The sequence below is a fragment of the Streptomyces sp. NBC_00162 genome (assembly GCF_024611995.1).
Lineage (GTDB): Bacteria > Actinomycetota > Actinomycetes > Streptomycetales > Streptomycetaceae > Streptomyces.
In genome coordinates, this window is sequence record NZ_CP102509.1 from 6,385,311 (window position 1) to 6,412,248 (window position 26,938).

At 73.3% G+C, this 26,938-nt stretch carries 26 protein-coding genes; 16 read left to right on the forward strand and 10 right to left on the reverse strand.

Going from position 1 to position 26,938, the window contains the following annotated elements; genetic code table 11:
• Nucleotides 1–102: 102 nt before the first annotated feature.
• Nucleotides 103–1,473, forward strand: a complete 1,371-nt coding sequence (locus tag JIW86_RS29590) for a hypothetical protein (RefSeq protein ID WP_416237614.1) — start codon at nucleotides 103–105, stop codon at nucleotides 1,471–1,473.
• A gap of 19 nt (nucleotides 1,474–1,492) precedes the next feature.
• Here JIW86_RS29590 and JIW86_RS29595 read toward each other — a convergent pair whose 3' ends face one another.
• Nucleotides 1,493–2,284, reverse strand: a complete 792-nt coding sequence (locus JIW86_RS29595) for a hypothetical protein (RefSeq protein ID WP_257556858.1) — start codon at nucleotides 2,282–2,284, stop codon at nucleotides 1,493–1,495.
• Nucleotides 2,285–2,404: 120 nt separating this feature from the next.
• On the opposite strand from JIW86_RS29595, the gene JIW86_RS29600 reads away from it, so the two are divergent.
• Nucleotides 2,405–2,725, forward strand: coding sequence for a DMT family transporter (locus tag JIW86_RS29600; protein WP_257556859.1), 321 nt, complete (start codon nucleotides 2,405–2,407; stop codon nucleotides 2,723–2,725).
• Nucleotides 2,725–3,276, forward strand: coding sequence for a TetR/AcrR family transcriptional regulator (locus JIW86_RS29605; RefSeq protein ID WP_215139909.1), 552 nt, complete (start codon nucleotides 2,725–2,727; stop codon nucleotides 3,274–3,276). The genes JIW86_RS29600 and JIW86_RS29605 overlap by 1 nt, the downstream gene beginning before the upstream one ends.
• Here JIW86_RS29605 and JIW86_RS29610 read toward each other — a convergent pair.
• The gene (locus JIW86_RS29610; RefSeq protein WP_257556861.1) at nucleotides 3,273–4,148 is read right to left on the reverse strand and encodes a winged helix-turn-helix transcriptional regulator; all 876 of its coding nucleotides are present in this window, start codon (nucleotides 4,146–4,148) and stop codon (nucleotides 3,273–3,275) included. The two genes, JIW86_RS29605 and JIW86_RS29610, sit on opposite strands and share 4 nt — an antisense overlap.
• 96 nt (nucleotides 4,149–4,244) lie before the next feature.
• Here JIW86_RS29610 and JIW86_RS29615 point away from each other — a divergent pair, with 96 nt between their 5' ends.
• Together JIW86_RS29615 and dapD are read left to right on the forward strand one after the other, a co-directional pair.
• The gene (locus tag JIW86_RS29615; RefSeq protein WP_257559484.1) at nucleotides 4,245–5,474 is read left to right on the forward strand and encodes an MFS transporter; all 1,230 of its coding nucleotides are present in this window, start codon (nucleotides 4,245–4,247) and stop codon (nucleotides 5,472–5,474) included.
• A gap of 9 nt (nucleotides 5,475–5,483) precedes the next feature.
• On the forward strand, nucleotides 5,484–6,464 hold the full coding sequence (gene dapD, locus JIW86_RS29620; protein WP_257556862.1) for a 2,3,4,5-tetrahydropyridine-2,6-dicarboxylate N-succinyltransferase: 981 nt from the start codon (nucleotides 5,484–5,486) through the stop codon (nucleotides 6,462–6,464).
• An 81-nt stretch (nucleotides 6,465–6,545) separates the two neighbouring features.
• On the opposite strand, the gene JIW86_RS29625 is transcribed toward dapD, so the two are convergent.
• From JIW86_RS29625 to JIW86_RS29635, 3 genes are all read right to left on the reverse strand, one after another.
• Entirely contained in the window at nucleotides 6,546–6,839 is a 294-nt protein-coding gene (locus JIW86_RS29625) for a hypothetical protein (RefSeq protein ID WP_257556863.1), read from the reverse strand.
• Between the two features lie 156 nt (nucleotides 6,840–6,995).
• Nucleotides 6,996–7,451, reverse strand: coding sequence for a GNAT family N-acetyltransferase (locus JIW86_RS29630; RefSeq protein WP_257556864.1), 456 nt, complete (start codon nucleotides 7,449–7,451; stop codon nucleotides 6,996–6,998).
• Between the two features lie 61 nt (nucleotides 7,452–7,512).
• Entirely contained in the window at nucleotides 7,513–9,354 is a 1,842-nt protein-coding gene (locus tag JIW86_RS29635) for an endonuclease/exonuclease/phosphatase family protein (RefSeq protein ID WP_257556865.1), read from the reverse strand.
• 362 nt (nucleotides 9,355–9,716) lie between these two features.
• Between JIW86_RS29635 and JIW86_RS29640 the strand changes: the two genes are divergently transcribed.
• Both JIW86_RS29640 and JIW86_RS29645 read left to right on the forward strand, forming a co-directional pair.
• Nucleotides 9,717–11,207: a hypothetical protein gene (locus JIW86_RS29640; RefSeq protein WP_257556866.1), complete on the forward strand. Its 1,491-nt coding sequence runs from the start codon at nucleotides 9,717–9,719 to the stop codon at nucleotides 11,205–11,207.
• A 246-nt stretch (nucleotides 11,208–11,453) separates the two neighbouring features.
• A complete protein-coding gene (locus tag JIW86_RS29645; RefSeq protein ID WP_257556867.1) occupies nucleotides 11,454–12,893 on the forward strand; it encodes a PhoX family protein in 1,440 nt (479 codons plus the stop codon).
• 30 nt (nucleotides 12,894–12,923) lie between these two features.
• Here the strand turns inward: JIW86_RS29645 and JIW86_RS29650 are convergent, their stop codons facing one another.
• The 4 genes from JIW86_RS29650 to JIW86_RS29665 form a co-directional block, all read right to left on the reverse strand.
• Nucleotides 12,924–13,100 (reverse strand): hypothetical protein, encoded by a 177-nt coding sequence (locus JIW86_RS29650; protein WP_257556868.1) that lies wholly within the window; start codon nucleotides 13,098–13,100, stop codon nucleotides 12,924–12,926.
• 113 nt (nucleotides 13,101–13,213) lie between these two features.
• Nucleotides 13,214–14,476, reverse strand: coding sequence for a TerD family protein (locus tag JIW86_RS29655; protein WP_257559485.1), 1,263 nt, complete (start codon nucleotides 14,474–14,476; stop codon nucleotides 13,214–13,216).
• Nucleotides 14,477–14,538: 62 nt separating this feature from the next.
• Nucleotides 14,539–14,760, reverse strand: coding sequence for a hypothetical protein (locus JIW86_RS29660; protein ID WP_257556869.1), 222 nt, complete (start codon nucleotides 14,758–14,760; stop codon nucleotides 14,539–14,541).
• 148 nt (nucleotides 14,761–14,908) lie between these two features.
• The gene (locus JIW86_RS29665; protein ID WP_257556870.1) at nucleotides 14,909–16,450 is read right to left on the reverse strand and encodes an aldehyde dehydrogenase (NADP(+)); all 1,542 of its coding nucleotides are present in this window, start codon (nucleotides 16,448–16,450) and stop codon (nucleotides 14,909–14,911) included.
• 127 nt (nucleotides 16,451–16,577) lie between these two features.
• Here JIW86_RS29665 and JIW86_RS29670 point away from each other — a divergent pair, with 127 nt between their 5' ends.
• From JIW86_RS29670 to JIW86_RS29705, 8 genes are all read left to right on the forward strand, one after another.
• Nucleotides 16,578–17,360, forward strand: coding sequence for an IclR family transcriptional regulator (locus JIW86_RS29670; RefSeq protein ID WP_257556871.1), 783 nt, complete (start codon nucleotides 16,578–16,580; stop codon nucleotides 17,358–17,360).
• A 183-nt stretch (nucleotides 17,361–17,543) separates the two neighbouring features.
• Nucleotides 17,544–18,527: a hypothetical protein gene (locus JIW86_RS41470; RefSeq protein WP_263862073.1), complete on the forward strand. Its 984-nt coding sequence runs from the start codon at nucleotides 17,544–17,546 to the stop codon at nucleotides 18,525–18,527.
• Nucleotides 18,524–19,798 carry a sensor histidine kinase gene (locus tag JIW86_RS29680; protein WP_257556872.1) on the forward strand — a complete coding sequence of 425 codons (1,275 nt, stop codon included), beginning with the start codon at nucleotides 18,524–18,526 and terminating at the stop codon, nucleotides 19,796–19,798. The genes JIW86_RS41470 and JIW86_RS29680 overlap by 4 nt, the downstream gene beginning before the upstream one ends.
• The gene (locus JIW86_RS29685) at nucleotides 19,795–20,493 is read left to right on the forward strand and encodes a response regulator transcription factor (RefSeq protein WP_257556873.1); all 699 of its coding nucleotides are present in this window, start codon (nucleotides 19,795–19,797) and stop codon (nucleotides 20,491–20,493) included. Before JIW86_RS29680 ends, JIW86_RS29685 begins: the two co-directional genes overlap by 4 nt.
• A 62-nt stretch (nucleotides 20,494–20,555) precedes the next feature.
• Entirely contained in the window at nucleotides 20,556–22,004 is a 1,449-nt protein-coding gene (locus JIW86_RS29690) for a peptidoglycan D,D-transpeptidase FtsI family protein (protein ID WP_257556874.1), read from the forward strand.
• Nucleotides 22,005–22,082: 78 nt separating this feature from the next.
• The gene (locus JIW86_RS29695; protein WP_257556875.1) at nucleotides 22,083–22,604 is read left to right on the forward strand and encodes a GNAT family N-acetyltransferase; all 522 of its coding nucleotides are present in this window, start codon (nucleotides 22,083–22,085) and stop codon (nucleotides 22,602–22,604) included.
• A gap of 64 nt (nucleotides 22,605–22,668) precedes the next feature.
• Entirely contained in the window at nucleotides 22,669–23,376 is a 708-nt protein-coding gene (locus JIW86_RS29700) for a DsbA family oxidoreductase (RefSeq protein WP_257556876.1), read from the forward strand.
• Nucleotides 23,377–23,445: 69 nt separating this feature from the next.
• Complete coding sequence (locus JIW86_RS29705; RefSeq protein WP_257556877.1) at nucleotides 23,446–24,501, forward strand: aminotransferase class V-fold PLP-dependent enzyme; 1,056 nt, start codon at nucleotides 23,446–23,448, stop codon at nucleotides 24,499–24,501.
• A gap of 28 nt (nucleotides 24,502–24,529) precedes the next feature.
• On the opposite strand, the gene JIW86_RS29710 is transcribed toward JIW86_RS29705, so the two are convergent.
• On the reverse strand, nucleotides 24,530–25,612 hold the full coding sequence (locus tag JIW86_RS29710) for an aminotransferase class V-fold PLP-dependent enzyme (RefSeq protein WP_257556878.1): 1,083 nt from the start codon (nucleotides 25,610–25,612) through the stop codon (nucleotides 24,530–24,532).
• A gap of 64 nt (nucleotides 25,613–25,676) precedes the next feature.
• Between JIW86_RS29710 and JIW86_RS29715 the strand changes: the two genes are divergently transcribed.
• Complete coding sequence (locus JIW86_RS29715; protein WP_257556879.1) at nucleotides 25,677–26,804, forward strand: amidohydrolase family protein; 1,128 nt, start codon at nucleotides 25,677–25,679, stop codon at nucleotides 26,802–26,804.
• Nucleotides 26,805–26,938 lie beyond the last annotated feature (134 nt).

A 26,938-nucleotide genomic window follows, 5' to 3' on the forward strand; every position in this document is an offset into this window, starting at 1 on the left:
TGTTCTTCGGGCGGACGGGTGACGTGCACCCGGAGTTGGCAGGAGTGGCCGAACCTTCTCGACGGCCGTCACGCCGTGACGCCGCACGCGAGAGGACCCTCTGTGACCGTTCGTTTCGCCGCCGGGATCGCCGGCGCCGCCGCCCTGCTGGTCGCCGGGCTGACCGTTCCCGCCCAGGCCGTGACCTACGGGACGCCGACCATCGCGCTCTCCGCCTCCTACCTGTCCGGTGCCGTCGGCGCGGTCGGGGACCCCGTGGTGAACGTGACCGTCGCACAGAGCGGGGCCGCCGCGTCCGCGCTGACGGTCGGGGCCTCGGCGTCGAGCAAGGCCTCGGTCGCCGCGACCGGGGACGTCACCGTCACGGGCACCGGGGCGGTACGTCAGCTCGCGGTCACCGCGCGGGGCCGCGGCTACACCAGCCTCACCGTCAAGGTGACCGGGCTGGGCGGCAAGACGGCCACCAAGACCCTGTACTACGCGGCGTCTGCCGCCGTGCAGAACCCGGCCGACGCCCGGTACTTCACCGGTTCCGCGGACGCCTCGGCCGCCGTGGACGTGGGCGGCGGTTACGCGATCGTCGCCGACGACGAGTCCAACGTGCTGCGCCTGTACGACCGTTCCCGCTCGGGCGCCCCGGTGCGGACCTGGGACTTCAGCTCCCAGCTCGGGGTCACCAAGGAGGTGGACATCGAGGGGGCGACCCGGATCGGCGACACCATCTACTGGACGGGTTCGCTCGGCAACAACAAGGACGGCGAGTACAAGGCGCCCCGGAACACGGTGTTCACCACCACGGTGAGCGGATCCGGTACGGGCACGCAGCTCGCGTACGGGCGCTCGTACAAGAAGCTCCGCGAGGACCTGGTGGCCTGGGACGTCGCGAACGGGAACCGCTACGGCTTCGCGGCCGGTACGGCGGCGGGCGAGGCGCCGAAGCAGATCGACGGGTTCAACGTGGAGGGGCTGGAGTTCGCGCCCGGCTCCACGACCACCGCCTACGTCGGCTTCCGGGCCCCGCTGGCGCCCGTGGTGCCCGGCGGCAAGGCGCTGATCGTGCCGGTCGTCAACTTCGACCAGGTGCTGGCGAGCGGGGCCAAGGCGGTCTTCGGGGCGGGCATCGAACTCGACCTCGGCGGGCTGTCCGTGCGCGACCTGCGCAAGAACGCGGCCGGGCAGTACCTGATCCTGGCCGGGTCCTGGGCCGCGGACGACAACTCCGACCCGTACGCGCTCTACCAGTGGGACGGCGTCCCGGGCCACGCCCCGGTCAAGCGGGCCGACCTGCCGACCACCGACCCCGGCGGCTGGGAGGCGGTCGTGGACGTGCCGGACCTGACGGCGCCGGGCGCGCGGGTGCAGCTGGTGACCGACAGCGGATCGGCGGACCTGTACGGGGACGGCGTCGAGGCCAAGGACCTGACGCACCCGGAGTGGAAGAAGGCGCGGGCGGCCTGGTTCACCCTCGGCTGACCGCGGGCAGCGACGGGGTCTAGGGGCGCAGCCGCCGGTCCACGTAGAGCAGGCCGGCGGCCAGCCGGGGCAAGGGCAGCATCAGGGCGGGCGCGAGCAGCGCGCCCGGCAGGCCGAGGCCCGCGTACAGGACGTACGCCGCCAGCGGTGCGAGGGCCCCGGCCAGCACAGTGACCCCGAACGTCCGCCACCAGGCGCCGCGCACCAGGGCGGCCGAGCGGCGCAGCGCCGCGAGCGGGCCGAGCCCCTCGTACCCGGCGGCCGTGGGAGCCAGGGCGAACAGGACCCCCAGCCAGAGGGCGACCGGGGCGAGGGGGAGCAGCGAGAGCGGCGGCAGGCCCGCGGCGAGTGCGGCCGCGCCCGGCCCGGCGGCGGCGGCCAGGGCCAGCAGCCGGGCGCCGAGCACCGCCGGAATCCGGGGCACGGCGGCGCGCAGCAGCCCGGGCACGGTCACGGGCCGGCCGAGCACGGCCGGCCGCAGCAGCGCCACGGCCAGGGCGGTCGCCAGTGCGCTGCCGAACAGCAGGAACAGGGCCGCGGAGGGGAGCAGGGTGTAGACGAACACCCGGTTCCCGGCGGTACGGGTGAGGGAGGCCAGGGTGGCCGCCCCGGCCACGGCGGCGATCGGCAGCAGCCCGCCCAGCTGGCCGAGGAGCAGGGCGCCGAGCAGTCGGCCCCCGTACCGGCCCAGGGTGGTGAGGACCCCGCCGAGGATGTCCCGCGGCCCCAGCGGGCGCAGGGGTATCACCCCGGGCCGTGGCGAGCGAGGGGGCAGCCAGCCGCCGCCCCGGTGGGTCCAGTGCTGCGCCATGCGCGAGCCCCCCTGTCGCCGGAAGCGGACAGGGTAGCGCCGTGGGCCGCAGGAGTCCCGGGTGCCGCGTGCGCACGTGTATGTGTACGCCCGTACGCATCGTTGTGTACTCTTGTACACATGCCCTACGTACTGCTTGCCGCGGCCATCGCCGCCGAGGTCGCCGGAACCACCGCCATGAAGTTCAGCGACGGCTTCACGAAGCTGTGGCCCTCGCTCGGCACGGTGCTGGGCTACCTCATCGCCTTCACCCTGCTCGCGCAGACGCTGAAGACGATGTCGGTGGGCACGGCGTACGCGATATGGGCCGGGGTGGGGACCGCCGCGATCGCCGCCATCGGGATGCTGTTCATGGGAGAAGCCGCCAGCGCCGCGAAGATCGCCGGGATCGCCCTGGTGATCGGCGGCGTGGTGCTGCTGAACATGGGCGGGGCGCACTGATGGCCCCCGGCGTGCGCAGGTACGACCCCGAGCGGCGCCAGCGGATCATCGACGCGGCGATCCGGGTGGTGGGCGCCAAGGGCATCGCGGGGCTGAGCCACCGCACCGCGGCCGCGGAGGCCGACGTACCGCTCGGGTCGACCACCTACCACTTCAAGACCCTGGACGACCTGCTGGTCGCGGCCCTGCGCCAGGCCAACGAGGGCTTCGCGCAGGCCGTGGCGGGCTCGCCGGCGCTGGCCGATCCGGACGCGGACCTCGCGCAGGCGCTGGCCCGCCTGCTGGGCGAGTTCCTGGCGGTGGACCGGGGGCGGGTGGAGCTGGAGTACGAGCTGTACCTCGCGGCCCTGCGGCGCCCGGCGCTGCGGCCGGTGGCGGCGGAGTGGGGCGAGGCGATGGCCGCGGCCCTGACCCCGCGCACGGATCCGGTGACGGCCCGGGCGCTGGTCGCGGTCATGGACGGCATGGGCCTGCAGGTCCTGCTGACGGACGCGGAGTACGACGAACCGTACGCGCGCGAGATCCTGGGGCGGGTCCTGCGGCCCGCCTAGGCCGTGGCGCGGACGGCGGTCAGGGCCGCCTGGACGCTCGCCTCGATGTCCTGGATCGGGTAGAATACCTCGCGCACCGTGCGGTCCCGGTCGAGGACCAGGGTCAGCCGCTTGATCCGGGTCACTCCCGCCGCGCGGAACGTCGGCAGCCGCAGCGCCGCCGTCAGGGCCAGATCCGCGTCTGACAGGAGCGGGAAGCGCAGCCGCTCGCGCTCCGCGAACTCCCGCTGCTCGTCCGGGCGCTGGGTCGACACCCCGTGCACGGTGGCGCCCGCTGCGGTGAACTCCGCGAGCTGGTCGCGGTATGTGCACGACTCGAACGTGCAGCCCTTGGCGCCCGGGATCCCGGCCCAGCCGGGCGGATAGGACTCGGCGCGCGCGTACGCGCCGGGGAAGCAGTACAGGACCGTGAAAGCGGTGTCCGCCACCGGGTCGCGGAGCTCGCCGGAGCGGTCCGGCAGCAGCAGCTCGGGCAGCCGGGTGCCGCGCAGCGCGTGGACCCGTTCCGCCTCGCGTGAGGCCTCGGTGGTCGTCGCCGTCATCTCTCCCTCTCCCAGGATCCAGCTGTCCCCCCAGTCCTGGAGGGCCACCAGCACCGGCAGCAGCCCCCGGCCGCGCGGGGTCAGCCGGTACTCGTGCCGCACCGGGCGTTCCCGGTACGGCTCGCGCGTCAGCACCCCGGCCTCGACCAGCAGCTTCAGCCGCTCGGCCAGCACCTTGCGGGACATCCCCAGCTCGCGCTGGAGCTCGTCGAAGCGGTGCAGGCCGCGCGCGGTGTCGCGCACGATCAGCAGCGTCCACCAGTCGCCCACCACGTCGAGGGCCTGGGCGATCGAGCAGTCCGCGTCGCCGAGGTGTGTGCGCTGGGCCATGGGCACTCCTTTGTCCGTTGACCCAAGGCTGTCATGCTGACATAGTCCGTTCCCAAAAGGAACTTACTTGCTCGGGATGCGGGGGACACGGGTGTGCTGCAGGGGTTCAAAGACGTACCGAGGACTGTGTGGCTGCTGGCTGCGGGGGTCTTCGTCAACGCCGTCGTCAGCTTCACGTTCGTCTTCGTCTTCCTCTACCTGACCGGCCCGCGCGCCCTGGGCACCGCGCAGGCGGGCCTCGTCACCGGTATCGGCGGCATCGGCCTGGTCGCCGGCAATTTCACCGGCGGCTGGTACGGCGACCGCTTCGGCCACCGCCGGGTGCTGCTCCTCGCGTCCACGCTGGGCGGACTGACCCTGGCGGCCTTCCCGCTGCTGCCCACCCCGCTGCTGTACGCGGCCCTGCCGGTGGCCCAGTACGCCTCCGGTGTGGTGCGCGCCGCCAACTCCGCGCTGGTCGCCATCACCGTCCCGCAGGGGGCCAGGCGCCAGGCCTTCGCCGTCGTACGCTGCGTCTCCAACGGGGGGTTCACCCTCGGGCCGCCGCTGGGCGCGCTCGTCGCGACCGGGCTCTCGTACGACTGGCTCTTCGTCGGAGACGGCCTCGGCACCCTCTTCTTCGCGCTGTGGACCGCCCGGGTCGTCCCGGCGCGCAGCGCGGACCGAACCCCCGCCGCGGCCCCGGACGGGGGTCTGGGCCGCGGCGTATGGGGGGAGCTCCGGGCCAGGCCCGCGGTCCTCGTCCTGCTGGGCGCGATCCTGGTGGTCGACGTCATCTACCGCCAGCAGTACTCGGCCTTCCCCGTCTACCTCGCCGACCACGGCCTCGACACCAGCGCCTACGGGCTGATCGTCGCCCTCAACGGGGCCGTCATCCTCGTCCTGGAGCTGCCGGCCGCCGTCGCCCTGCGCGCCCGCCCGCCGCTGGGCGTCGTCGGCGTCGGGCTCCTGCTCGTCGGCGCCGGGTACGGGGCGCTGCTGCTCGGGACCGGGATCGCGGCGGCCGTCGCCATGATGGTGCTGCTGAGTCTCGGCGAGATCCTCTACAAGACCCCCGCCACGGCCTACGTCGCCGACCAGGCGCCCCCGCACGCCATCGGGAGGTTCCAGAGCCTGTACGCGGGAATCTCGGTCAGCGGGGTCGTGCTCGCCCCGCCGCTGGGCGGAGCGCTGTACTCCGCCGCGCCCGGGCTGCTGTGGCCGCTGTGCGCGGTGCTCGCGGCGGGGGCGGGCGGGGCGGTGCTGTGGGCCCACGCCAGGCAGCGGCGACACGCGGTCCGACCGGCACATGAGACCGGTTCGCGACCTCGGGCGGTCGCCGGTTAGGTTTCTGGCATGACTGCTACGCGTACCACCGGCGCCGTCGCCGCCGGACTTGCCACCATCGCCGCCGACGGCACCGTCCTCGACACCTGGTTCCCCGCCCCCGAGCTGGTCGCCGAGTCCGGCCCGGCCGGCACCGAGCGCCTCACCGCCGAGCGCGCCGTGGAGCTGCTGGGCGCCGCCGCGGCGAAGGCGATCCGCCAGGACGCGGTCCGCGGCGTCGAGGTCGTGGCCGTCCGTACGGTGATCTCCTCCCTGGAGGACAAGCCGCTGGACGCGCACGACGCGTACCTGCGCCTGCACCTGCTCAGCCACCGCCTGGTCAAGCCGCACGGCCAGAACCTCGACGGCGTGTTCGGCCTGCTGGCCAACGTGGCCTGGACCTCGCTGGGCCCGGTCGCCGTCGACCAGGTCGAGACCGTCCGCCTCAACGCGCGCGCCGAGGGCCTGCACCTCCAGGTCACCTCGATCGACAAGTTCCCCCGGATGACGGACTACGTCGCCCCCAAGGGCGTGCGCATCGCCGACGCGGACCGCGTCCGCCTCGGCGCGCACCTCGCCGAGGGCACCACCGTCATGCACGAGGGCTTCGTCAACTTCAACGCCGGCACCCTGGGCACCTCCATGGTCGAGGGCCGCATCTCCGCGGGCGTCGTCGTCGGCGACGGCTCCGACATCGGCGGCGGCGCCTCCACGATGGGCACCCTCTCGGGCGGCGGCAAGCAGATCATCTCGATCGGCGCGCGCACCCTGATCGGCGCCGAGGCGGGCGTCGGCATCGCGCTCGGCGACGAGTGCGTCGTAGAGGCCGGCCTCTACGTGACCGCGGGCACCCGGGTCACCCTCCCGGACGGCCAGATCGTCAAGGCCCTGGAGCTCTCCGGCGCCAGCAACATCCTCTTCCGCCGCAACTCGGTCACCGGCGCCGTCGAGGCCCGCCCGTACAAGGCGGCCTGGGGCGGCCTGAACGAGGTCCTGCACAGCCACAACTGACCCGCACCGGGCCGGTACGCCGAAACGCCCTCCCACCCCGGCCGGGGTGGGAGGGCGCTTCGGCGTTTGCGCGTGACCGGGTCAGCGCGGCGGGATCGTACGGATCAGGCCCGCGAAGGCCTGCCGCTCCGCCTCGGTCAGCTCCACCGACTCCAGCGGGTGCGAGGCCGAGCTGCGCTGGGCCGGGATCACCGGGAGGCCCTCGAAGGCGGCCGGCTCGGGGTGGTGGAATCGGTTGTCCCACAGCATGTGGCCGAGGCCGACCACCCAGACGAGGGCGGCCACGAACAGGACGGCGAGGCCGATTTCCTGGGCGAGGGAGATGGAGGGGAACACGCGGTCCTCCGGGGAGTACGGGGGTACAAGGCGGTACAAGATCGGGCGTGTGGACACTCAACACCACGGGACGGTCGATTCGGCAGAGATGTGTCGAGCGTCACGCCAGGGCCGAAAGTCCCCGACTTGTCCGACAACGCCCCCCGTGGCGCGTGGCGCGTGGCCAGTACGCCCCCTGCGGCCTCTGGGGCCGCCCTACGGCTCGAGGCGCAGCTTGAAGCCCTCGTGGCTGCGGGCGAAGCCCAGGCGCTCGTAGAAGCGGTGGGCGGCGGTCCGCCGCTTGTTGCTGGTCAGCTGCACCAGGCCGCAGCCCCGCTCACGGGCCCGGTTCACGGCCTGCTTCATCAGCTCCGCGCCCAGGCCCCCGCCCCGCCGGTCCGCGCGGATCCGTACCGCCTCCACCAGCGCCCGATCCCGCCCGCCCTGGCCGAGGCCCGGTATGTACGTCAACTGCAGGCAGCCCAGGACGACCCCGTCCGTCTCATCGGTGAGGACCAGCATCTCGTTGCGGGCGTCCGCTTCGATGGCGTCGAAAGCGCGCTCCTGCGCCGTGTCGACGACGACCGAGTCCGGGTCCACGACCCGGTCCTCGTCGGCCAGCAGGGCGAGCACGGCGGGCAGATCAGCGCGCGTGGCGGTACGGAAGATCATGCGCCGGAGTGTGGCAGAGAGCCCGGGCGGGACGGCGTCCGGGCCCTCTGCGGTCTGGGGGCTACGGCTTGAAGCGCAGCACCTGCGGGTCGTGGTCGCTGTTCTGGTCCGCGAACTCAGCGTTGATGTGCACGCTGTCGTACGTGAACTTCTTGATCGCCGGGCTGGTCAGGATCTGGTCCAGCACCTGGGCGTTGCCCTGGAAGACGTACGAGTAACGCTCCGACTTCGGCAGCGACGTGATCGCCGGGTACAGCGCCCCGCCGTCGGCCAGCGCGTTCGTCGTCGCCGAGAACTCGAAGTCGTTGATGTCGCCGAGGACGAGGACGTTCGCGTTCTTCTCGGCCGCCAGGATCTCCTTCACGAAGCCGTTCACGGCCTGGGCCTGGAGCAGTCGCTTGGCCTCCGAGGAGCGCACCGGCGGCTGGTGGTGCGAGGTCAGGCCCTCGTCGCCGCCCTTGGAGCCGAAGTGGTTGGCGATCACGAAGACCGTCTTGCCTCGGAAGGCGAACTCGCCGGCGAGCGGCTTGCGGCTGTCGGCCCACGCCGGGTTCGCCGGGTCGATGCGGCCGGGGGAGTGGGTCAGGGCGGCCTTGCCGTTCTCCTGGACCACGCCGGTCGCCGTCACCGCGTCACCCGGGGCGCGCTCGGTGAAGGAGACCCGCGCCGGGTTGAAGAGGAAGACCTGGCGGATGTTGCCGCCGGGCTCGCCGCCGTCCTTCTTGTCCTCCGGGTTGACGGTCCGCCACTGGTAGGCCGGGCCGCCCGCCGCCGCGATCGCCGCCGTGAACTTCGTCAGCGTCTGCTCGGCGGAGACGGTGCCGTCGTTCTTGGCGCCGTTGTCGTCCTGGATCTCCTCCAGGGCGAGGATGTCCGGGGAGGCCAGGTTCTCGACGACCGCCTTGGCGAGGGCGTCGAACTTCGCCTGCGGGTCGGTCGGGTCGAGGTTCTCGACGTTGTACGTGGCCACCGCGAGCTCGTGCTCGGCCTGCGCCTTGGTCTTCTCGGGGGCGAGGGTGCCCGCCTTGACCGTGCCGAGGGTGCGGGCCACCAGGGTGTAGCCGCCGAACTGGTTGAAGTCCAGCGGGCCCTCGGTGGTGCCGGTCAGCTTGTCGCCGACGTTGGCCACCGGGAAGGGCTGCTGCGCGAGGGGCGCGAGCTGCTGGATCTGGAGGCGGCCGGTGTTCTGGGACTCGTAGGAGCCGTAGATCGTGCCGCCGCGCTTGGCGGTGTTCTCCCAGCCCTTCACGGTGACCCACAGCTCCGAGTACGGGTCGGTGGCGCCGACCACGCGCGAGGTGCCGATCTTGACGTTCATGCCCTCGAGGGACTCGTAGAAGTCCAGGGCGTAGCGCGCGGGCTCCAGGGCCAGGCCGTTGATGCTGCCGGCGGCGGCCGGGTCGCCGGCCGGGGCGTACTCGGCGGGCACCGTGTACTCGTTGATCGCGGCGGCCTCGGGCAGGGCGTTGCCCGCGGAGACGACCGTCACGACCGGCTTGGATATCTGGGTCACCGACTGGTTGCCGGAGTTGACGCCGCCGGGGACGTACTCGCCGACCGTGCCGGAGACCTTGACCGCGTCGCCCACGGTGACGGTCGGAACTGAGCTGGTGAAGACGAACACGCCTTCGCTGGTGGCGTCGTTGTCGTCGGCGTCCGGGTCCTGGATCCAGAAGCCGCGTGAGCCGTACGTCCGCACGCCCGTCACGATGCCCTCGACGTCGGCGACCTGCTTGCCGGCGAGGGGGGATATCCGGGTGGTGCCCTGGATGTCGTGGATGCGTACCGGACCGTCGGCCGCGGAGCCTTCGGCCGCGTCGGCGGAGCCCGCGAGCAGGCCGGTGGCCAGCGCGGTGGCGACGAGGGCCGCGACGGCGGCGGAACGGGGATGCGAGGAGGGCATGGGCGAGAACTCCGGTGTGGGATGAGGGAGACGGCAGGGATGGACGGGACTGCGGCAGGAAATCTGCGGGAGGCTTGCGACTCCCGAAACATCTACGCGCGTCAATTTCCTGTGTGGCCAGCAAAGTTGTCAAGGCCTCCAGGGAATACGGCAGCTGACTGTGGGATGAACCAAAGGGGATGGCCCGCCGGACCCGCCCGAAATGCGTCTACGCTGGGTCGCCGGGCCGGCCGACGGACCGGCCGGCCAACCGACCAACTGGCCGGCCGTCACGGCCCCGCTCCGCCCCACCCCGTCTGACCCCGCCCTACCCCGCCCTACCCCGTCCCACCGCGTCCGCGATCCGCGAGGAGAACCGCCCCATGTCCGCAGAGCCGCACCCCACGCTGCCGCCGGTACGGCTGCACTCCGATGCGGAACTGGCCCGCGACGCCCTCGTCGCCCCGCTGTTCGCCCGCGCCGTACGGCTGGCGCGCTGGGCCGGACCCGGCACCCGCGTCGACATCGGCGGCGAACTCGTCGCCGACCAGCTCCCCGAGGCCGCCGCGGTGCTCGGTCTCGACGCCGCCGACGCGGACTCCGCGGTGTACGCGAGCCAGGCCTGGCGGGTGGCCGTGGACACCGGCCTGGTGGACGTGACCGAGCCGGAGGAGGATGCCGGCGCAGCCGGCGGCGAAGCGGGGGCGGGCGAGGGGAAGTTCGGCAGCGCCGCGCCCGGTGAGGACCTCGCGCTGGTGGCGAGCGGTGCGCCCGGCGACGTACTCGACCTGTGGCTGGCCGCCCTGGACAGTGTGCTCGCGGACGCGGCCGTGCCCGATCTCGACGATCTGGTCGACGCGCTGGACGCGGGCGGGGAGATCGACTTCGACCAGCTGGACTGGAACCCGGGGCGCGAGGCGGACTTCCTCGACGGGGTCCTCGCCAACCTCTACCTGCTCACCGTCGCCGAGGGCGGGGCAGCGGAGGGGCCGGTTCCGCTGCCCGTGCTCGCCGCGTCCATGGTGGTGCCGGACGACATGGGCGAGCCGACCGACGCCGTGCTGGAGCAGGTCTCGGACGCGATGATGCGCCTCGACGACCAGTTCCGGCAGCTGGAGCCCATCGGGCTGGTCGAGTTCCGGCCCGTCGACGAGGAGCTGATGGCGGAGGCGGGCGACGAGGAGCTCACCTCGGGCGCGGCCGCCGACGAGGACGTCTCCCGCTACGGGATGGTCCGCCTGACCCCGCTCGGCCTGTACGGGATCCGTGCCCGGATGCTGGAGGCCGGGGTCGAGGCCCCGGCCGTGGGCGAACTGGCCGGCAAGGGCGCGGACGCGCTGCTCGACGCGGTCTCCCGCTACCCCGAGAGCGCCGCCCAGGCCGAGATCGAGGCGTGGCTGGCGGGCCGCGAAGTGCCCGCGGCCGTCACCGAACTGCTGGCCGCGGCGCGTGGCGACGACGAGGGAGCCCCGCTGCGGCGGCTGCGCTGCCAGCAGGCCCTCGCACCGGCCGGGCCGGAGGCGGAGCCCGCGGTCCGCGCGGTGCTGGACGACGGGGAGCTGGGCGGGCTCGCCCGGGTCTGGCTGGCCGAGCGCGGCGCGGCCGACGTACCGGCACCGGACGGGACGATGGTGTTCTGGCTCACGGTCGACACGATCGCGGCGCAGCTCGCCGCCGACGGCGAGACCGAGGAGCTGCCGCTGCTGATGGAGACCCTGACCGCCCATCACACCGGGTTCTTCGAGCAGGTGTGGCGGGTGGAGCACCCGGCGACCGCCTTCGTCCTGGAGGCGATGGGGCGGCTGCACCCGGACAAGAAGGCGGCGAAGGAGGCCCGCAAGGCCGCGTTCAAGGCGCGCTCACGGCAGTCCTGAGCGGTCCGGGAGTCCTGAGCGCCGCCCGGCAGTCCTGAGCGCCGCCGGGGTGCATTGACCGGGCCCGGGGGAACTTTGACGGAGCATCGACAATGCGCCGTTTCTGGGCCGGAGTTGGCCATTCCGGCCACGGGCAAGGGGTCCGCTCCTCTTACCGGGTAGTTCAGCCGCCGTTCACGTGCGGGCGGGAGCGTGTGCGCCGACGACTGCACGACAGGCGCACCACTCCCCACCCCTGGAGACCCGATGCCGCTCAGCCGCAGAGACTTCACCGCCCGTACTGTCATCGCCGGCGCGGGGGTCGCGCTCACCGGGACGGTCGGCGCCCTCGCCACCGCCCCGGGCGCCCTGGCAGCCGACGACAGCACCGCTCGCGACGAGCAGGGCCGGCCCTGCGAGCCCGGCTACGGCCCGCTCGTTCCCGACCCGGCCGGCATCCTCGCCCTCCCCGCCGGTTTCACCTACCGCGTGATCACGCACAGCGGGGTCACCACCCTGGAGTCGGGCGAGAGCACCCCGTCCAACCACGACGGGACGGCCGCCTTCGAGGGCCGGCGCGGGGTCACCCTCCTCGTCAACAACCACGAGCTCAAGGGCAAGAGGGAGAGCTGGGCCCACCCCGTCCCGCTCGCCGAGGGCCTCGTCTACGACCCGGCCGCGGCCGGCGGCTGCACGGTCGTCGAGGTCCGGCGCGGCGGCGAGGTCGCCGAGTGGGTGGGCGTCGCCGGTACGTCGACCAACTGCGCGGGCGGCTCCACCCCCTGGGACACCTGGCTCACCTGCGAGGAGACCGAGGACCTGGCCGGCAAGAACGGCATGACCAAGGACCACGGCTACGTCTTCGAGGTCGACCCGCACGACCGGCGCGCCAACCGCGACCCGCAGCCGATCAAGGCGTTCGGGCGGTACGCGCACGAGGCCGTGGTCATCGACCCGCGCGAGGGCCACGCCTACCTGACCGAGGACGCCTCCGGCCCCAACGGGCTGCTCTACCGCTGGACCCCGCCCCGCGGCTTCCACCACGGGCGCGGCAAGCTGCGTACGCTCGCGCCCGACGCCGGTGTGCTCCAGGCCGCCAAGTGCATCGACAGTGCGGGCCGGTTCGTCGACGACCTCTCGCGCGCCACGAAGATCGGCACCGTCTACGGGGTCGACTGGGTGGACGTGACGGACCGCGACGCGCGGACCGTGCCGGTGCGCAAGCAGTTCGCCGACGGCGTCGTGACGCGGGCGCGCAAGCTGGAGGGCATGTGGTGGGCCGACGGCGGCGCGTACTTCGTGTCCTCCTACGCCCGTGAGGAGAGCCCGGGTGCGGCGCACGACGGCCAGGTGTGGTTCTACAACCCCAAGCGGCGCACGATCCGGCTGACCGTCCTGATCGGGGTCAACGCGGACCCGTCGGCGGACGGCGGCTACGACGGCCCGGACAACATCACCGTGTCGCCGTACGGAGGCCTGGTCATCGCCGAGGACGGCTCGGGCCTCCAGCACCTGTTCGGCGCGACCGAATCGGGCCGCACCTACGCGCTGGCACGCAATGAACTGAACATCGGGTCGGCCGAAGAGCCGGAGTTCTCCGAGTTCACCGGTGTCTGCTTCTCCCCGGACGGGCGCACGCTGTACGCCAACATCCAGGACCCGGGCGTCATGCTGGCCATCACCGGGCCGTGGCGGCGCGCGCACTGACGCAGCCGCGAGCGACCGCCCGGCCCGGGCCTACGGGGCCGCGGAAACCTCCGCGTGGGAGGCCGCGGCCCACTCGGCGAGCAGGAACTCATACGCCTCCGAGGGCCACTCGCCGTCCACCCGGGTCTCGACAAGGTGCCGTATCGCCTCGTTCGCCTCTGCGGCGGACGGGCGAGCGGGCCCTGTGGGGATGACTGACTTGTGCATGAGTTCAAGGCTACGGGCGGGCACTGACAGCCACCCCCGGATTACGCGTGGCATCCATCACCAGGGTCGGCGCCCGGTTGGCGCCATGCGGCTTCTCGTGCCCGCCCACCTGCTCAGAGTGCCTGCGAGGCCGGCTTGACCATGCCGCGCACTGTGCGGGACTTCACAAACTCGCCGATGGCCGTCATCTCCCACTCGCCGCTGAACTGCTTGATGAGTTTCGCCATCATGACCCCGGTCTGCGGTTCGGCGGAGGTGAGGTCGAAGCGCACCAGCTCCTCGCCGCTCGCCGCGTCGATCAGACGGCAGTAGGCCTTGGCGACCTCGGTGAACTTCTGGCCGGAGAAGGAGTTGACCGTGAAGACCAGGCCGGTGGCGTCGGCGGGGATCCGACCGAGGTCCACGACGATCACCTCGTCGTCGCCCGCGCCTTCGCCCGTCAGGTTGTCGCCCGAGTGCTTGATGGCCCCGCCCAGGATCGACAGCTTGCCGAAGTAGCAGCTGTCGATGTGGTTGCGCTGGGGGCCGTACGCGATGACGGAGGCGTCGAGGTCGATGTCCCGGCCGCGGAACGCGGGCTCCCAGCCGAGGCCCATCTTGACCTGGGAGAGCAGCGGGCGGCCGCCCTTGACCAGGGAGACGGTCTGGTTCTTCTGGAGGCTGACCCGGCCCTTGTCCAGGTTGATCTTTCCGCTGCCGCCGACCGCCGGGGCCGGGGCGGGGGCCACCGGCGGCGCGGGCGGAACCGGGGCGCTGGGGGTCGTGGGAGTCGTACCGCCGAGCCAGGGGGAGGGCGGGTAGGAGACCGGCGGGGCTGGGGGAGCCGGCGGCGCGGGCGGGGCAACGGGGGCGGGAGCCGGGGCGGCGGACGCGGCGGCCGGCTCCTCGTCCACGGAGACCCCGAAGTCGGTGGCGATTCCGGCGAGGCCGTTCGCGTACCCCTGGCCGACCGCGCGCACCTTCCACACGCCGCCGCGCTGGTACACCTCGACGACGACGAGCGCGGTCTCGGAGCCGAGCTGCGGCGGGGTGAAGCTGGCGATCACCGCTCCGCCGTCCGCGTTGCGCACCGTGGCGGTGGGCTCGATGCCCTGGAAGGTCTGCCCGGCGGCATCCGGGCTGGCCGTGACCACGATCCGCTCGATGCCGGGCGGCAGCGCGGAGGTGTCCACCGTGATCGAGTCCGGCGCCGCACCACCGCCCGACCGGTAGCTGACACCGGGCCCGGAGGGCTGGTTGTAGAAGATGAAGTCGGCGTCGGAGCGCACCTTGCCGTCCGCCGTCAGGAGCAGTCCCGATACGTCGAGCCGTACCGGCGCAGCCACGTCCACCGTCACACGGACGGCATTGAGCGGCAGGTTGGATCCAGGGGTCATAGCGGTCATGCCCGGAGAACGACCGGAGGTGCTTTGCCGTTCCCTTACCCTCGGGGCAGATTTCAGCGCCTGTTGCGGGGGTGGTTCTTCGCCGTGCGCTCGTTGCCGAACTTGTACGCACCGGTCCAGCGGGCCATCACCAGCTGCGCGTCGCCGGACTCCACCTCGGCCAGGAACTTGTCCGCCCGGTTCCCGCGCAGGGTGGCCGCGGTGCGGCCCTGGTGGGTGATGACGACGGACTGGTCGTGGTGGCGTTCGTACGAGAACCCGTGCGGCTTCGGCATGCGCCGCAGCCTGCCCCGCCGGGGGCGGGGCGGGCAACGGATTTACGGGGCGTTCCGGCAGGTCCGGGCGGGTCACGGCAGGTCTAGCCGGGCCCGGTCGGGTCCAGGCCGGTCCGGGCAGCGCCCAGGCCGGCCCTGGCAGCGCCCGTCAGCTTCCTGCGGCCCCCGTCACGCGACGCGGCAGCCCGAGCGGGTTGGCCTCGCGCAGCTCGGGCGGAAGCAGGGCGTCCGGCACCGACTGGTAGGCCACCGGGCGCAGCCAGCGCTCGATGGCCGTCCCGCCGACCGAGGTGGAGTGCGAGGTCGCCGCCGGGTACGGGCCGCCGTGGTGCTGGGCCGGGGCCACCGCCACCCCGGTCGGCCAGCCGTTGACCACGATCCGGCCCGCCAGCCCCGTGACCTGCCCGATCAGCTCGGAGGCCGGGCCCGGCGCGCCCTCGGTCTCGGCGGCCGACAGCTGGAGGGTGGCGCTCAGGTTTCCGCCCAGCCGCCCGAGGACCTCGCCCGCCTCGCGCTGGTCGGCGTACCGCACGACGACGGTGACCGGGCCGAAGCACTCCTCCAGCAGCACCTCGTACTCCCCGTCCGGGGCGCTGTCGAGGATGCGGGCGGCCGGTACGGTCAGGTAGCCGGCGCCGACGGTGTGCGCGCCGCCCGAGCCCGGGGTGACGGGCGCGTCGACGCCCGGCAGCGCGGCCCGGTCGCGGACCCCGGCGACGAAGTTCTCCCGCATCCGGTGGTCGAGCAGCACCCCCGGCTCGGTCTCCCCGAGCGCCTTGGTGAGCGCGCCGGTGAGGCGGTCGCCCGCCGCGCCCTCGGGGACCAGGACCAGGCCGGGCTTCACGCAGAACTGGCCGACGCCGAGGGTGACCGAGCCCGCGAGCCCGCTGCCGATCTCCTCGGCGCGCTCGACGGCCGCGGCCGGGGTGACCACGACGGGGTTGAGGGAGCCCAGTTCGCCGTGGAAGGGGATGGGCACGGGCCGGGCCGCGGCCGCGTCGAACAGGGCGCGGCCGCCCCGGATGGAACCGGTGAATCCGGCGGCGGACACCAGCGGGTGGCGGATCAGCGCCAGGCCGGCGTCGAACCCGTGCACCACGGAGACGACTTCGGGCGGGAGCCCCGAGGCGACGGCCGCCCGGCGCAGCAGCGAGGCGCACAGTTCGGAGGTGGCCGGGTGGTCGGGGTGTGCCTTGACGACCACCGGGCAGCCGGCGGCCAGCGCGCTCGCGGTGTCGCCGCCGGGGACGGAGAAGGCAAGCGGGAAGTTGGAGGCGGCGTAGACCGCGACCACGCCCAGCGGCACCTTGTAGCGGCGCAGTTCGGGGCGCGGCGGGCTGAGGGAGGGGTCGGCGCGGTCGATCCGGATGTCGAGGTAGGACCCGTCCTCGACGGCGTCGGCGAAGGCACGCAGCTGGCCGGTGGTGCGGGCCAGCTCTCCGGTCAGCCGGCCCGGGCCGAGGGCGGTCTCGGCGTCGGCGGCCTCGATGACGTGCGCGGCGGCCTCGTCGAGGAAGTCGGCGGCCGTGCGCAGGAAGGCGGCGCGGGCGGCGGCGTCGGCCAGCGCGCCCCGGGCGGTGTGGGCGGTCCGTACGGCTTCGTCCACCTCTTGGGGTGTGGCCTCGACCGCAACCTGTTCGCGCTGCTTCCCGGTGCGGGGGTCCACACTCCAGACTGGTGTCGTTGTCATGGCCCACTGCCTCCTGGAACGTTCAGTATTCTGAACGCCGTTCCGGTGGATGAATGATCACATCTGCTGTGGACTCTATTTCCGCGTCCTCGGCGTGACAAGAGGCGGCCAGAGGGGAAGCAGGCGCATGACGACGACCGAATCGGGGAGCACGGTCCCGGCGGCGCCGGTCAAATCGGCGGTGCGGACGGTCCTGTTGCTCGAGCACTTCGCGGCGCGGCCGGGGCTGCACAGCCTGGCCGACATCCAGAACGACCTCTCCCTGCCCAAGTCCAGCCTGTACATGCTGCTGCGCACGCTGGTGAACCTGGGGTGGGTGGAGACGGACGCGACGGGCACGCGCTACGGCATCGGCGTCCGGGCGCTGCTCGTCGGCAGCTCGTACATCGACGGCGACGAGGTGGTCGCGGCCGCCCGGCCCACCCTGGACCGGCTCTCCGACGACACGACGGAGACCATCCACCTGGCCCGGATGGACGGGACGAGCGTGGTGTACCTCGCGACCCGCCCGTCCCGGCACTACCTGCGGCCCTTCACCCGCGTCGGGCGGCGGCTGCCGGTGCACTCCACGGCGCTCGGCAAGGCGCTGCTGGCCACGCACACGGACGAAGAGGTACGGGGCCTGCTGCCGCGGCGGCTGGAGGCGGTCACCGAGCACACCGTCACCGACCGGGAACGGCTCATCGAGGAACTGGCGCTGGTACGGGAGCAGGGCTACGCGGTGGACCGGGAGGAGAACACGCTCGGGCTGCGCTGCTTCGGGGTGGCGGTGCCGTACCGGACGCCGGCCCGGGACGCGGTGAGCTGCTCGGTGCCGGTGGCCCGGCTGACGGCGGAGCACGAGCAGGTCATCAAGGCGGCGCTGTTCGAGGCGCGGGACCGGCTGTCGGTGGTGACGCGCCGGATGTGAGCCCGGTGGGCGCCCGGGTGCTGTGGGCGCCACGAGTCCTGCCCGGGTGCTGGGGGCGCCACGAGCCCTGTGGGCCCTGTGGGCAGGAGGGCCGGTGGAGTGAGTGGTTCCTCCCCCGGCCGGGGGAGGCGGTTCCCCTTCCAGGGGGAGGTGGCGGGGCGCCGCGGGCGGGACCGTTGAGTCATGACCACACGAGCCGTTCACGCGACGTCCGCGACGCAGCCGTCGGCCCCCGGCCTGGGGACCGGACGGCGGATCCTGCGGGTGGTGGCCCTGGCCGCCACCGTGCCCTATCTGACGCTCAAGACCGCCTGGCTGGCCGGGAGTCAGGTGGGCATACCGGCCGGCAGTGTGCTGAGCGAGCCCGGGGTGTTCTTCACCGTGGCCAACTCCGTCACGCTGGCCATGGACGCCTGCGTGATCCTGCTCGTGCTGGTGCTCACCCGGCCCTGGGGCATACGGGTGCCGTCCTGGCTGCTGACCGTCCCGGTCTTCATCGCGACGGGACTGCTGGCCCCGATCCTGCTCGGTTTCCCGGGCCAACTGCTCATACGCCTGCTCGGCTTCGGGGCCGAACCGGCCGGGGACGGCGGGCCGGAGCCCTTCCTGGACCCCTGGGTCTTCAACGTCGTCTACACGGGGTTCTCCGTCCAAGGACTCGCCCTGGCCGGGCTGTTCGTGCCCTATGCGCGGGAGCGCTGGGGCCGGCGGTGGCAGGGCGTGCCGGAGGTGCGGCTGCCGTCGTCCACGGGGGTGGTGGCGGCAGCCGCGGCGACGGCCGGCCTGGCGGTCGCGGCAGTGGACGCGTACTGGGCCTTCGGAGGCACGGCCTGGCTGGATGCCGAGCGCGCGGCCGCGTACTCCGCGGAGACGGGCGTGGTGTCCGCCGCCCACGGGCTGTGCGCGCTCGCCGCGGGAGCGGGGGCACTCCTCCTGGCCCGCGGCGGGGAGCTCCGGACGCGATGGCCGCTCGGCATCGCATGGATGGGCGCGGGCGCGGCGCTGAGTTGGGGGACGTGGATGCTGATCGCCTCGCTGGGGCCGCAGTTGGACGGGGGCGAAGGGCCTGCCGGAGCGATCCTGTTGACCTACGCTGGCCAGATGATCACCGGATCGCTCTCGGCCGTCGTCCTCATACGGTTCCTCACCGCCCGCCGCGCCGCGTGAACCTGCTGTTCGGAGCCCGGGCCAGACTGCGCTGGGTCCACCTGATACTCGGCGGGGCCCTGCTGATGCCGTACTTCCTCCTCGCGCAGGTGGGGGTCGGCATGGCAGCCGGAGGGGTCAACGCCCTCAGCTCCTTCCCGCTCACCCTCGCCGCCTACGCGGCCGCCCTCCCGCTGGCAGCGGTGACCGCGGTGTACGGGCTCGTCCGGCCGCTGTCCGTGACCGCCGTCCGGGCCATGTGCGCGGTACCGGGGGAGCGGCTCGCCGAAGGGCCGGCGCGGTCTTGGGCCGCGCGGGGGCGGACCTCGGCCTGGTGGACTCTGCACCTGGGGGTCGGGGCGGTGCTCAGCGGGCTGACGCTCGCGGTCCCGCCCATGGCGGTGGTGCTGATCGCGCTGCCGTTCGTGAGCGGGCTGCGGGAGGTGCGGCTGGGGCTGGGCTGGTTCAGCACCGGGGCCGATCCGTACGTCGCCCCCCTGCTCGGGACCGGCCTGCTGGGCGGGCTCGTTCTGTGCGCCGCCGGGGCCGGGGCGCTGCTGGCCCGGCTGGCGCCCGTACTGCTCGGGCCGACGGCGGCGGACCGGCTGGCCGCCGCCGAGGAACGGGCCGCCGACCTGGCGGTGCGCAACCGGCTGGCCCGGGAACTGCACGACGCGGTGGGGCACGCGCTGAGCGCCGTCACCCTCCAGGCGGCGGCCGCCCGGCGGGTGCTCGACAGCGACCCCGGGTTCGTCCGGGAGGCGCTGGCCGCCATCGAGGACACCACGCGGCGGACGGTGGGCGAGCTCGACGCCGTACTGGGCCTGCTGCGGGACGGCGACCCGGCCCGGCAGGACGCCGCGCCCGCGCCGACGCTGGCCGCCGACCTCGACGGGCTGCTCGCCCGTACCGGGGCCGCGGGCACCACCGTCACCGCCCATCAGGACCCCGGACCCGCCCGGGACTGGGCGGGGCTTCCGGCGATCGCCTCCCGCGAGGCGTACCGGATCGTCCAGGAGGGCCTCAGCAACGCGCTGCGCCACGGCGCGGGCCCCGTGGAACTGCGGATCCGCGTACAGGACGCGGCCGAGACCGGACACCGTGAACTGGAGATCACCATGACCAATCCGCCCGCCGCACCGGAGGGCCGCGAGCCCCGCACCACCGGGGGCCGCGGACTGCGCGGCGCCGCCGAACGGGCCGCCCTGCTCGGCGGCCGCGTCGAGGCCGGTCCGTACGGGGACCGGTGGCGGCTGCGGGCCGTCCTGCCGCTCGCGGAGGACGCCCGATGACAGCCCCGGGCGCACCCGCCACGCCACCCGCCCCGGGGGGACGCCCGCCGCTGCGGATCGTGCTCTGCGACGACGAGCGGATGGTGCGCACCGCCCTGCGGGTCATCCTCGAGGCCGAGGCCGACCTGGAGGTCGTCGGTGAGGCGGCCACCGGGGCCCAAGCCGTCCCGTTGGTCCGCTCCCTCGCCCCCGACGTGGTGCTGATGGACGTCCGGATGCCCGAGATCGACGGGATACGGGCCACCGAGCAGATCCTCGCCACCATGGCCGAGCCGCCCCGCATCGTGGTCGTCACCACCTTCGAGAACGACGCCTACGTCTACGGGGCGCTGCGGGCGGGAGCCGCCGGGTTCCTCCTCAAGCGGGCCGACCCCGACGAGCTGATCGGCGCCGTGCGCCTCGTCGCCCGCGGGGACTCGCTGCTCTTCCCGGCCGCCGTCCGCTCCCTCGCGGCGGCGCACGCGGCCGCCGCCGCGCCGGCCGCGCCCTGGGTGGCCCGGCTCACCGACCGGGAGGCCGACGTACTGCGGCTGATGGCCACCGGACTGTCCAACCACGAGATGAGCGAACGCCTGGGGGTCGGACCGCAGACGGTCAAGACCCACGTCGCCTCGGTCCTCGCCAAGACCGGAGCCCGCGACCGGACCCAGGCGGTCATCGCCGCGTACGAGGGAGGCTTCATGAAGAAAAGCTGAGAACCCCGCCACAATCGGGGCAGAGCGGAACGGCTGGGGTCGTTGGTGCGTCCTTCTGGGGGATGAACAAGACGATCAGGCGTGCGTCGGTCTTCTGTCTGCTTCTGGTGCTGGCCCTGCTGGTCCGCGTCACCTGGGTGCAGGCATACCAAGGCCAGGCCCTCGCAGACGACAAGCACAACCGGCGCAACCTCATCGGGCAGTACGAGAACCCGCTGGGCAACATCATCGTGGGCGGGGAGGCGATCACGGGCTCGACGAAGACGGGCGGCAAGGACTTCGGGTACAAGCGGACCTACGTCGACGGCCCGCTGTACGCGCCGATCACCGGATTCAGCTCCCAGGCCTTCGGCACGAGCATGCTGGAGGGCGTCTACAAGAACATCCTCAACGGCTCCGACAGCCGGCTGAAGACGATGATGGACATGCTCACCAACAAGCGGGCCTCCCCGGGCAACGTGCTGACCACCATCGACAAGAACGTGCAGAAGGCCGCCTACGACGCGCTTCAGGGCAAGCAGGGCGCCGCCGTGGCCATCGACCCCGCGACCGGCGAGATCCTCGCCGTCGTCAACAACCCCTCCTTCGACCCCGGCCGGATCGCGGGCGCCAACGACACGGCGGCCTGGGAGGAACTGTCCGCCGACAACGGCAAGGCCATGGAGAACGTGGCCCTGCGCAAGCCGCAGGCACCCGGCTCCACCTTCAAGCTGGTCACCCTCGCCGCGGCGATCGAGAACGGCCTGGTCACCAACCTCGACCAGCAGACCGGCATCCCCGACCCGTACACGATCCCCGGCACCCGCACCGCGCTGCCCAGCGAGGCGGGCTCGGCGGCCTGCAACAACGTTTCGGTGCGCACCGCCCTGCGGCTGTCCTGCAACAACGTCTTCGCTGAGCTGGCGTCCAAGCTCGGCCAGGACAAGATGCGCGCCACGGCCGAGAAGCTCGGCTTCAACGCGCAGATCGACACCCCGGTCCGCACCAACCCGCCGAGCAAGTACCCCTCGAAGAAGATGTCGATCGACCAGGTCGCGCAGACGGGCATCGGCCAGTTCGACGTCCAGGCCACCCCGCTCCAGATGGCGATGGTCACGGCCGCGATCGAGAACGGCGGCAAGCTCGTCGCCCCGCACATGGTCTCCGAGGTCACCGACTCCGGCGGCGACGTGCTGGAGAGCTTCAAGGACCCGAAGTCCCAGCAGGTCATGAGCGCGAAGACCGCGTCGATGATCCAGGACGCCATGCGGACCGTTGCCACCGAGGGCGGTGGCAAGCCGGCCCAGGTGGCGGGCGCCGAGGTGGGCGGCAAGACCGGTACCGCCCAGCGCGGCGTCAACAACAGCCTCAACCCGCTCGCCTGGTTCACCTCGTACGGGAAGCTGAACGGCAAGCAGATCGCCGTCGCCGTCGTGATCGAGAACTCCGACACCGACCGGTCCGAGATCGGAGGCGGCAAGCTGGCCGCCCCCATTGCCCAGAAGATGATGGAGGCGTGGCTCAAGAAGTAGCCACGCGGCCGGCGGCCGGATACGACGCACGGCGAACGCGCCGGGAACCGACACGGTTCCCGGCGCGTTTCCCTTCCCATGATCAGGACCGCGCGACCCGCAGACCTCGACGCCATAACCGCCCTCCACACCAGAGCCCGGGCCACCTACTACCGGGGACGGGTCCCCGAGGAGACCTACGCGGGCGAGCTGCACGTCGCCCACGCCCGCGAGGCGTGGTCCCGGGCAGTCGCGCGCCCCGCCGCCGAGGGCGGGGTCCTGTGCGCCGAGCAGGACGGCGAGGTGACCGGCGTCGCCGCCTTCCGCACCACGGACGGCGAAACCACCCTCACCCAGCTGCACGTCGACCCGGTCCACTGGCGCCGCGGTACCGGCGCGGCCCTGCACGCGGCCTGCCTCGACGCCTGGCGCCGCGCCGGAATCGAGCGGGTCCGCCTGGAGGTGTACGCGCACAACCTGCGCGCCCAGGCCTTCTACGCCACCCACGGCTGGCTCCCGGAGCCGCACTCCGCCCCCTCCGGCTCCCACCTCACCCTCTGGCTCGCGGTGCCGAGGCGGTCAGGAGAGTCACCGTCCGGGGAGTCACTGTCCGGGGAATGAGACGCACCCCCGGGTCGTTGAACCAAGAACTGTTTGTTCACCGGACCCGGAGAGAAGAAGGAACATGCGCGTCGAGATCTGGAGCGACATCGCCTGCCCGTGGTGCTACATCGGCAAGGCCCGGTTCACCAAGGGGCTGGCCGAGTTCGCGCACCGCGACGAGGTGGAGGTCGTCTTCCGGTCCTTCGAGCTCGACCCGAACGGCGCCAAGGGAGTCACCGCGCCCGTCCTGGAGATGCTCGCCAAGAAGTACGGCCGCACCCTCGAAGAGGCGCGCGCCATGGAGGAGCACGTCGCGGCCAGTGCCCGCGCCGAGGGGCTGACGTACCGCACCGACGGGCGCGACCACGGGAACACCTTCGACATCCACCGCCTGCTGCACCTGGCCGCCGCCCGCGGCCGTCAGGAGGAGCTGCTCGACCTCGCCTACCTGGCCAACTTCGGTGAGGCGCGGTCCGTCTTCGACCCCGAGGTGCTGGTCGCGCTCGCCGTGGAGGCCGGGCTGGACGAGGCCGAGGCGCGCGCCGTGCTCGCCGACGATTCCGCCTACGCCGCCGAGGTCCGCGCCGACGAGCGCGAGGCCGCCGAACTGGGCGCGAACGCCGTGCCGTTCTTCGTCCTCGACCGCCGGTACGGGATCTCCGGCGGGCAGCCGGCCGAGGTGTTCACCCGCGCGCTGGAGCAGGCGTGGGCCGGGCGCGAGGTCGAGGAGCCGGCGGCGGGGGCCGAGGCGTGCGAGCCCGACGGGGCGTGCGCCGTCCCGCAGGTATAAGCATTCCTTGAGGATGGCCTGCATAAATAGGCAATGGACTTTGGGTCGCTCGCGGCGCAGAGTGGACCCATGGATCTTCCCCTCACCGAAGCGGTCCGCGCCGAGTTCGCCCATTCCACCGTCTACCTCAACACCGCCACCTGCGGGGTCCTCCCGCGTTCCGCCGTCGCGGCCGTGCATGAACTGGCCGACTCGGCGGGCGCCGGGATCCCCAGCGGATTCGGCGACTTCGACCGGGTGAACCGGGTCCGGGCCGCCTTCGCCCGGCTGGTCGGGGTCGACGCCGAACGGGTGGCCGTCGGCTCGGCCGTGGCCACCCACGTCGGCCTGATCGCCGCGGCCCTTCCGGCCGGGGCCGAAGTCCTCTGCCCGGAGGGCGAGTTCGCGTCCGTCATCAACCCCTTCGTGGTGCGCGGCGACCTCAAGGTGCGCTTCGCACCGCTGGAATCGATCGCCGAAGCCGTCGGCCCGGAGACCGCGCTGGTCGCGCTGAGCGTCGTACAGTCCGCCGACGGGCGGGCGGCCGACCTGGCCGCGGTGCGCGCCGCCACCACCGCGCACGGCGCCCGCATGTTGGTGGACGCGACCCAGGCGGCGGGCTGGCTGCCCTTCGACGCCTCGCCGTACGAGTACACGGTCACGGCCGGCTACAAGTGGCTGCTCGGCACCCGCGGCGCCTCGTACCTGACCGTGTCGGAGGAGGCCCAGCACACCCTGACCCCGCTGCACGCCGGGTGGGTGGCGGCCGAGTCCATGTGGGAGGCCACTTACGGGCCCATGCCGGAACTGGCCCACGGAGCCCGGCGGTTCGACGAGTCCCCCGCATTCCTCGCCTACCACGCGGCCGAGCCCTCGCTGGCCCTGCTGGAGCGGATCGGCATCGAGACCGTCCACGCCCACAACACGGCCCTGGCCGCCCGCTACCGGGCCGGCCTCGCCCGCCTCGGCCACGAGCCCGTGCCCGGCGGAGCCGCCATCGTCGCGGTGCCCGGCCTCGCCGGCCGGCAGCCCGCCCTGCAGGCGGCCGGCATCGCCACCGCCGCCCGCGCGGGCGCCCTGCGGGCCTCATTCCACCTCTACAGCACCGAGGCGGACGTCGACCGGCTGCTGGACCTCCTGTCCTGAGCCGGTCGCGAACCCGACCCGACCCCGGTCAGCCGAGCGTCGCGGCCCAGGCCGACCCCGCCGCGGCGACAGCCGCCGCGGGCTCGGCCCCCAGGGCTGCCGCGAGGGCCGTCAGCGCGGCCTCGACCACGGGCAGCGAGGCCGCGGTCCCGTAGTGGTTGACCCGGACCATCTCCCGCGCCAGCGCGCCGCCGCCCGCGGCCAGCGGAACCGCCGCGTCCGCGGCCAGCGCCTTGGCCACCACCAGCGAGGCGTCCGCGACCCGCAGGGTGGTTGCCACCGGGGCGGCCTCAGCGGCCCGGCCCACGTACGGGGCCACCCCGAGCTCCGCCGCACCCGCGCGGGTCGCCGCCGCGGCGGCCGCGTGGCGGGCCGCCACCGAGGACAGCCCCTCGTCGGCGATCCGGGCGAGGCAGGCCTCCAGCGCCAGCATCTCCAGCTGCGCCGGGGCGTGCGGCAGTGCCTTGCGCCCGGCGTCGATCCAGCGCTCCTTCCAGTCCAGCAGCGACAGGTAGGAGCGGCGCGGGGCCGCCGGGTTCTCCGCGAACCGGGCCCACGCGCGCTCCGACACCGACACCGCGGACACGCCCGCCGGGCCGCCCATCGCCTTCTGCGCGCCGATCACGCACAGGTCCACGCCCCACGCGTCCGGCAGCAGCGGCTCCGCGCCCACCGAAGCCACCGCGTCCAGCATGAACAGCGCCCCGTGCGCCCGTACGGCCTCACCGATCTCCGCGACCGGGTTCGTGTTGCCGGTCGCCGCCTCCGCGTGGACCAGCGAGACGAAGTCGATCTCCGGGCGCTCGGCCAGCGTCCGCGCCACCTGGCCGGCCGTCACCGCCGTGTCGAACGGGACCTCCAGGTCCACCACCGTCGCACCGCAGTCGCGCAGCCAGTTGCCGAAGGTGGTCCCGTACGGCCCGGTGACCACGTTCAGTGCCGTCGACCCGGGACGCGCGCCCGACCGGATGCACCCCTCCAGCGGCAGCAGCGCCTCCCCCTGGGTGATCACCACGTCCTGCCGGGTGGAGAGGAGGTCCGCGACCCCCCGCTCGATCGACGCGAAGCGCTCGGCGGTGAGCGGCGGGAGGTCCAGCAGGGGGTGCGTCACGGTGGTGCTCTCTTCGTCCGGGGTTACCGGAAGAGCGTATCGAGCACGCACGTACAGTGCCGACATGAGCGATGTGAGCGTGGGCGGCGCGGACGACGTGGGCGGCGTGAGCGACGTGCTGCACGTGAAGGGGCGGGTCCTGGTCGGGCCCGACGAGGTCCGCGACGAGCTCTGGGTGGTCGGGGGCCGGATCTCGTACGAGCGCCCGCGCGCCGCCCGGGAGATCACCACGGTGTCCGGCTGGGCGCTGCCCGGGCTGGTCGACGCGCACTGCCACGTGGGGCTGGACAGCCACGGCCCGGTCGACGCCGAGACCGCCGAGCGCCAGGCCCTGACCGACCGCGACGCCGGGACCCTCCTCATCCGCGATGCCGGATCCCCCTCCGACACCCGCTGGATCGACGACCGCGAGGACCTGCCGAAGATCATCCGGGCGGGCCGGCACATCGCGCGCACCCGCCGCTACATCCGCAACTACGCCCACGAGATCGAGCCCGCCGACCTCGTCGCCTACGTAGGCCGCGAGGCGGTGCGCGGCGACGGCTGGGTGAAGCTGGTGGGCGACTGGATCGACCGCGAGGCCGGGGACCTGACGGCCTGCTGGCCGCGCGCCGAGGTGGAGGCGGCCATTGCCGAGGCGCACCGGCTGGGCGCCCGGGTCACGGCCCACTGCTTCGCCGAGGACTCGCTGCGCGACCTGGTCGAGGCGGGCATCGACTGCATCGAACACGCCACCGGCCTCACCGAGGACACCATCCCGCTGTTCGCGGAGCGGGGGGTCGCGATCGTCCCGACCCTCGTGAACATCGCGACGTTCCCGAAGATGGCTGCGGGCGGCGAGGCGAAGTTCCCGCGCTGGTCGGCGCACATGCGGCGGCTCCACGAGCGGCGCTACGACACCGTCCGCGCCGCCTACGACGCGGGCATCGCGGTGTACGTCGGCACCGACGCGGGGGGTTCCCTGCCGCACGGCCTGGTCGCGGCGGAGGTCGAGGAGCTGGTGAAGGCCGGGATCCCGGCGCTGGACGCCCTCTCGGCGACGGCCTGGGCTGCGCGCGAGTGGCTCGGCAGGCCGGGGCTGACCGAGGGGGCGCCCGCGGACCTCGTGGTCTACGCCGCCGACCCGCGGGCCGACGTACGGGCGCTCGCGCAGCCGCTGCGGGTCGTGGTGAACGGCAAGGTCCGGGCCTGAGCGGGGTGTTGGCGCGGTGTTGACGCCGCGTGACATCGATGGCCCGGCGGTCGTTAGGGATGCCCGCAGGGGCCGGATGACTGTGAAAGGAGAGAACTTGCGTTCCTCCTGAGGCGCAGCCAATCGAATGTATG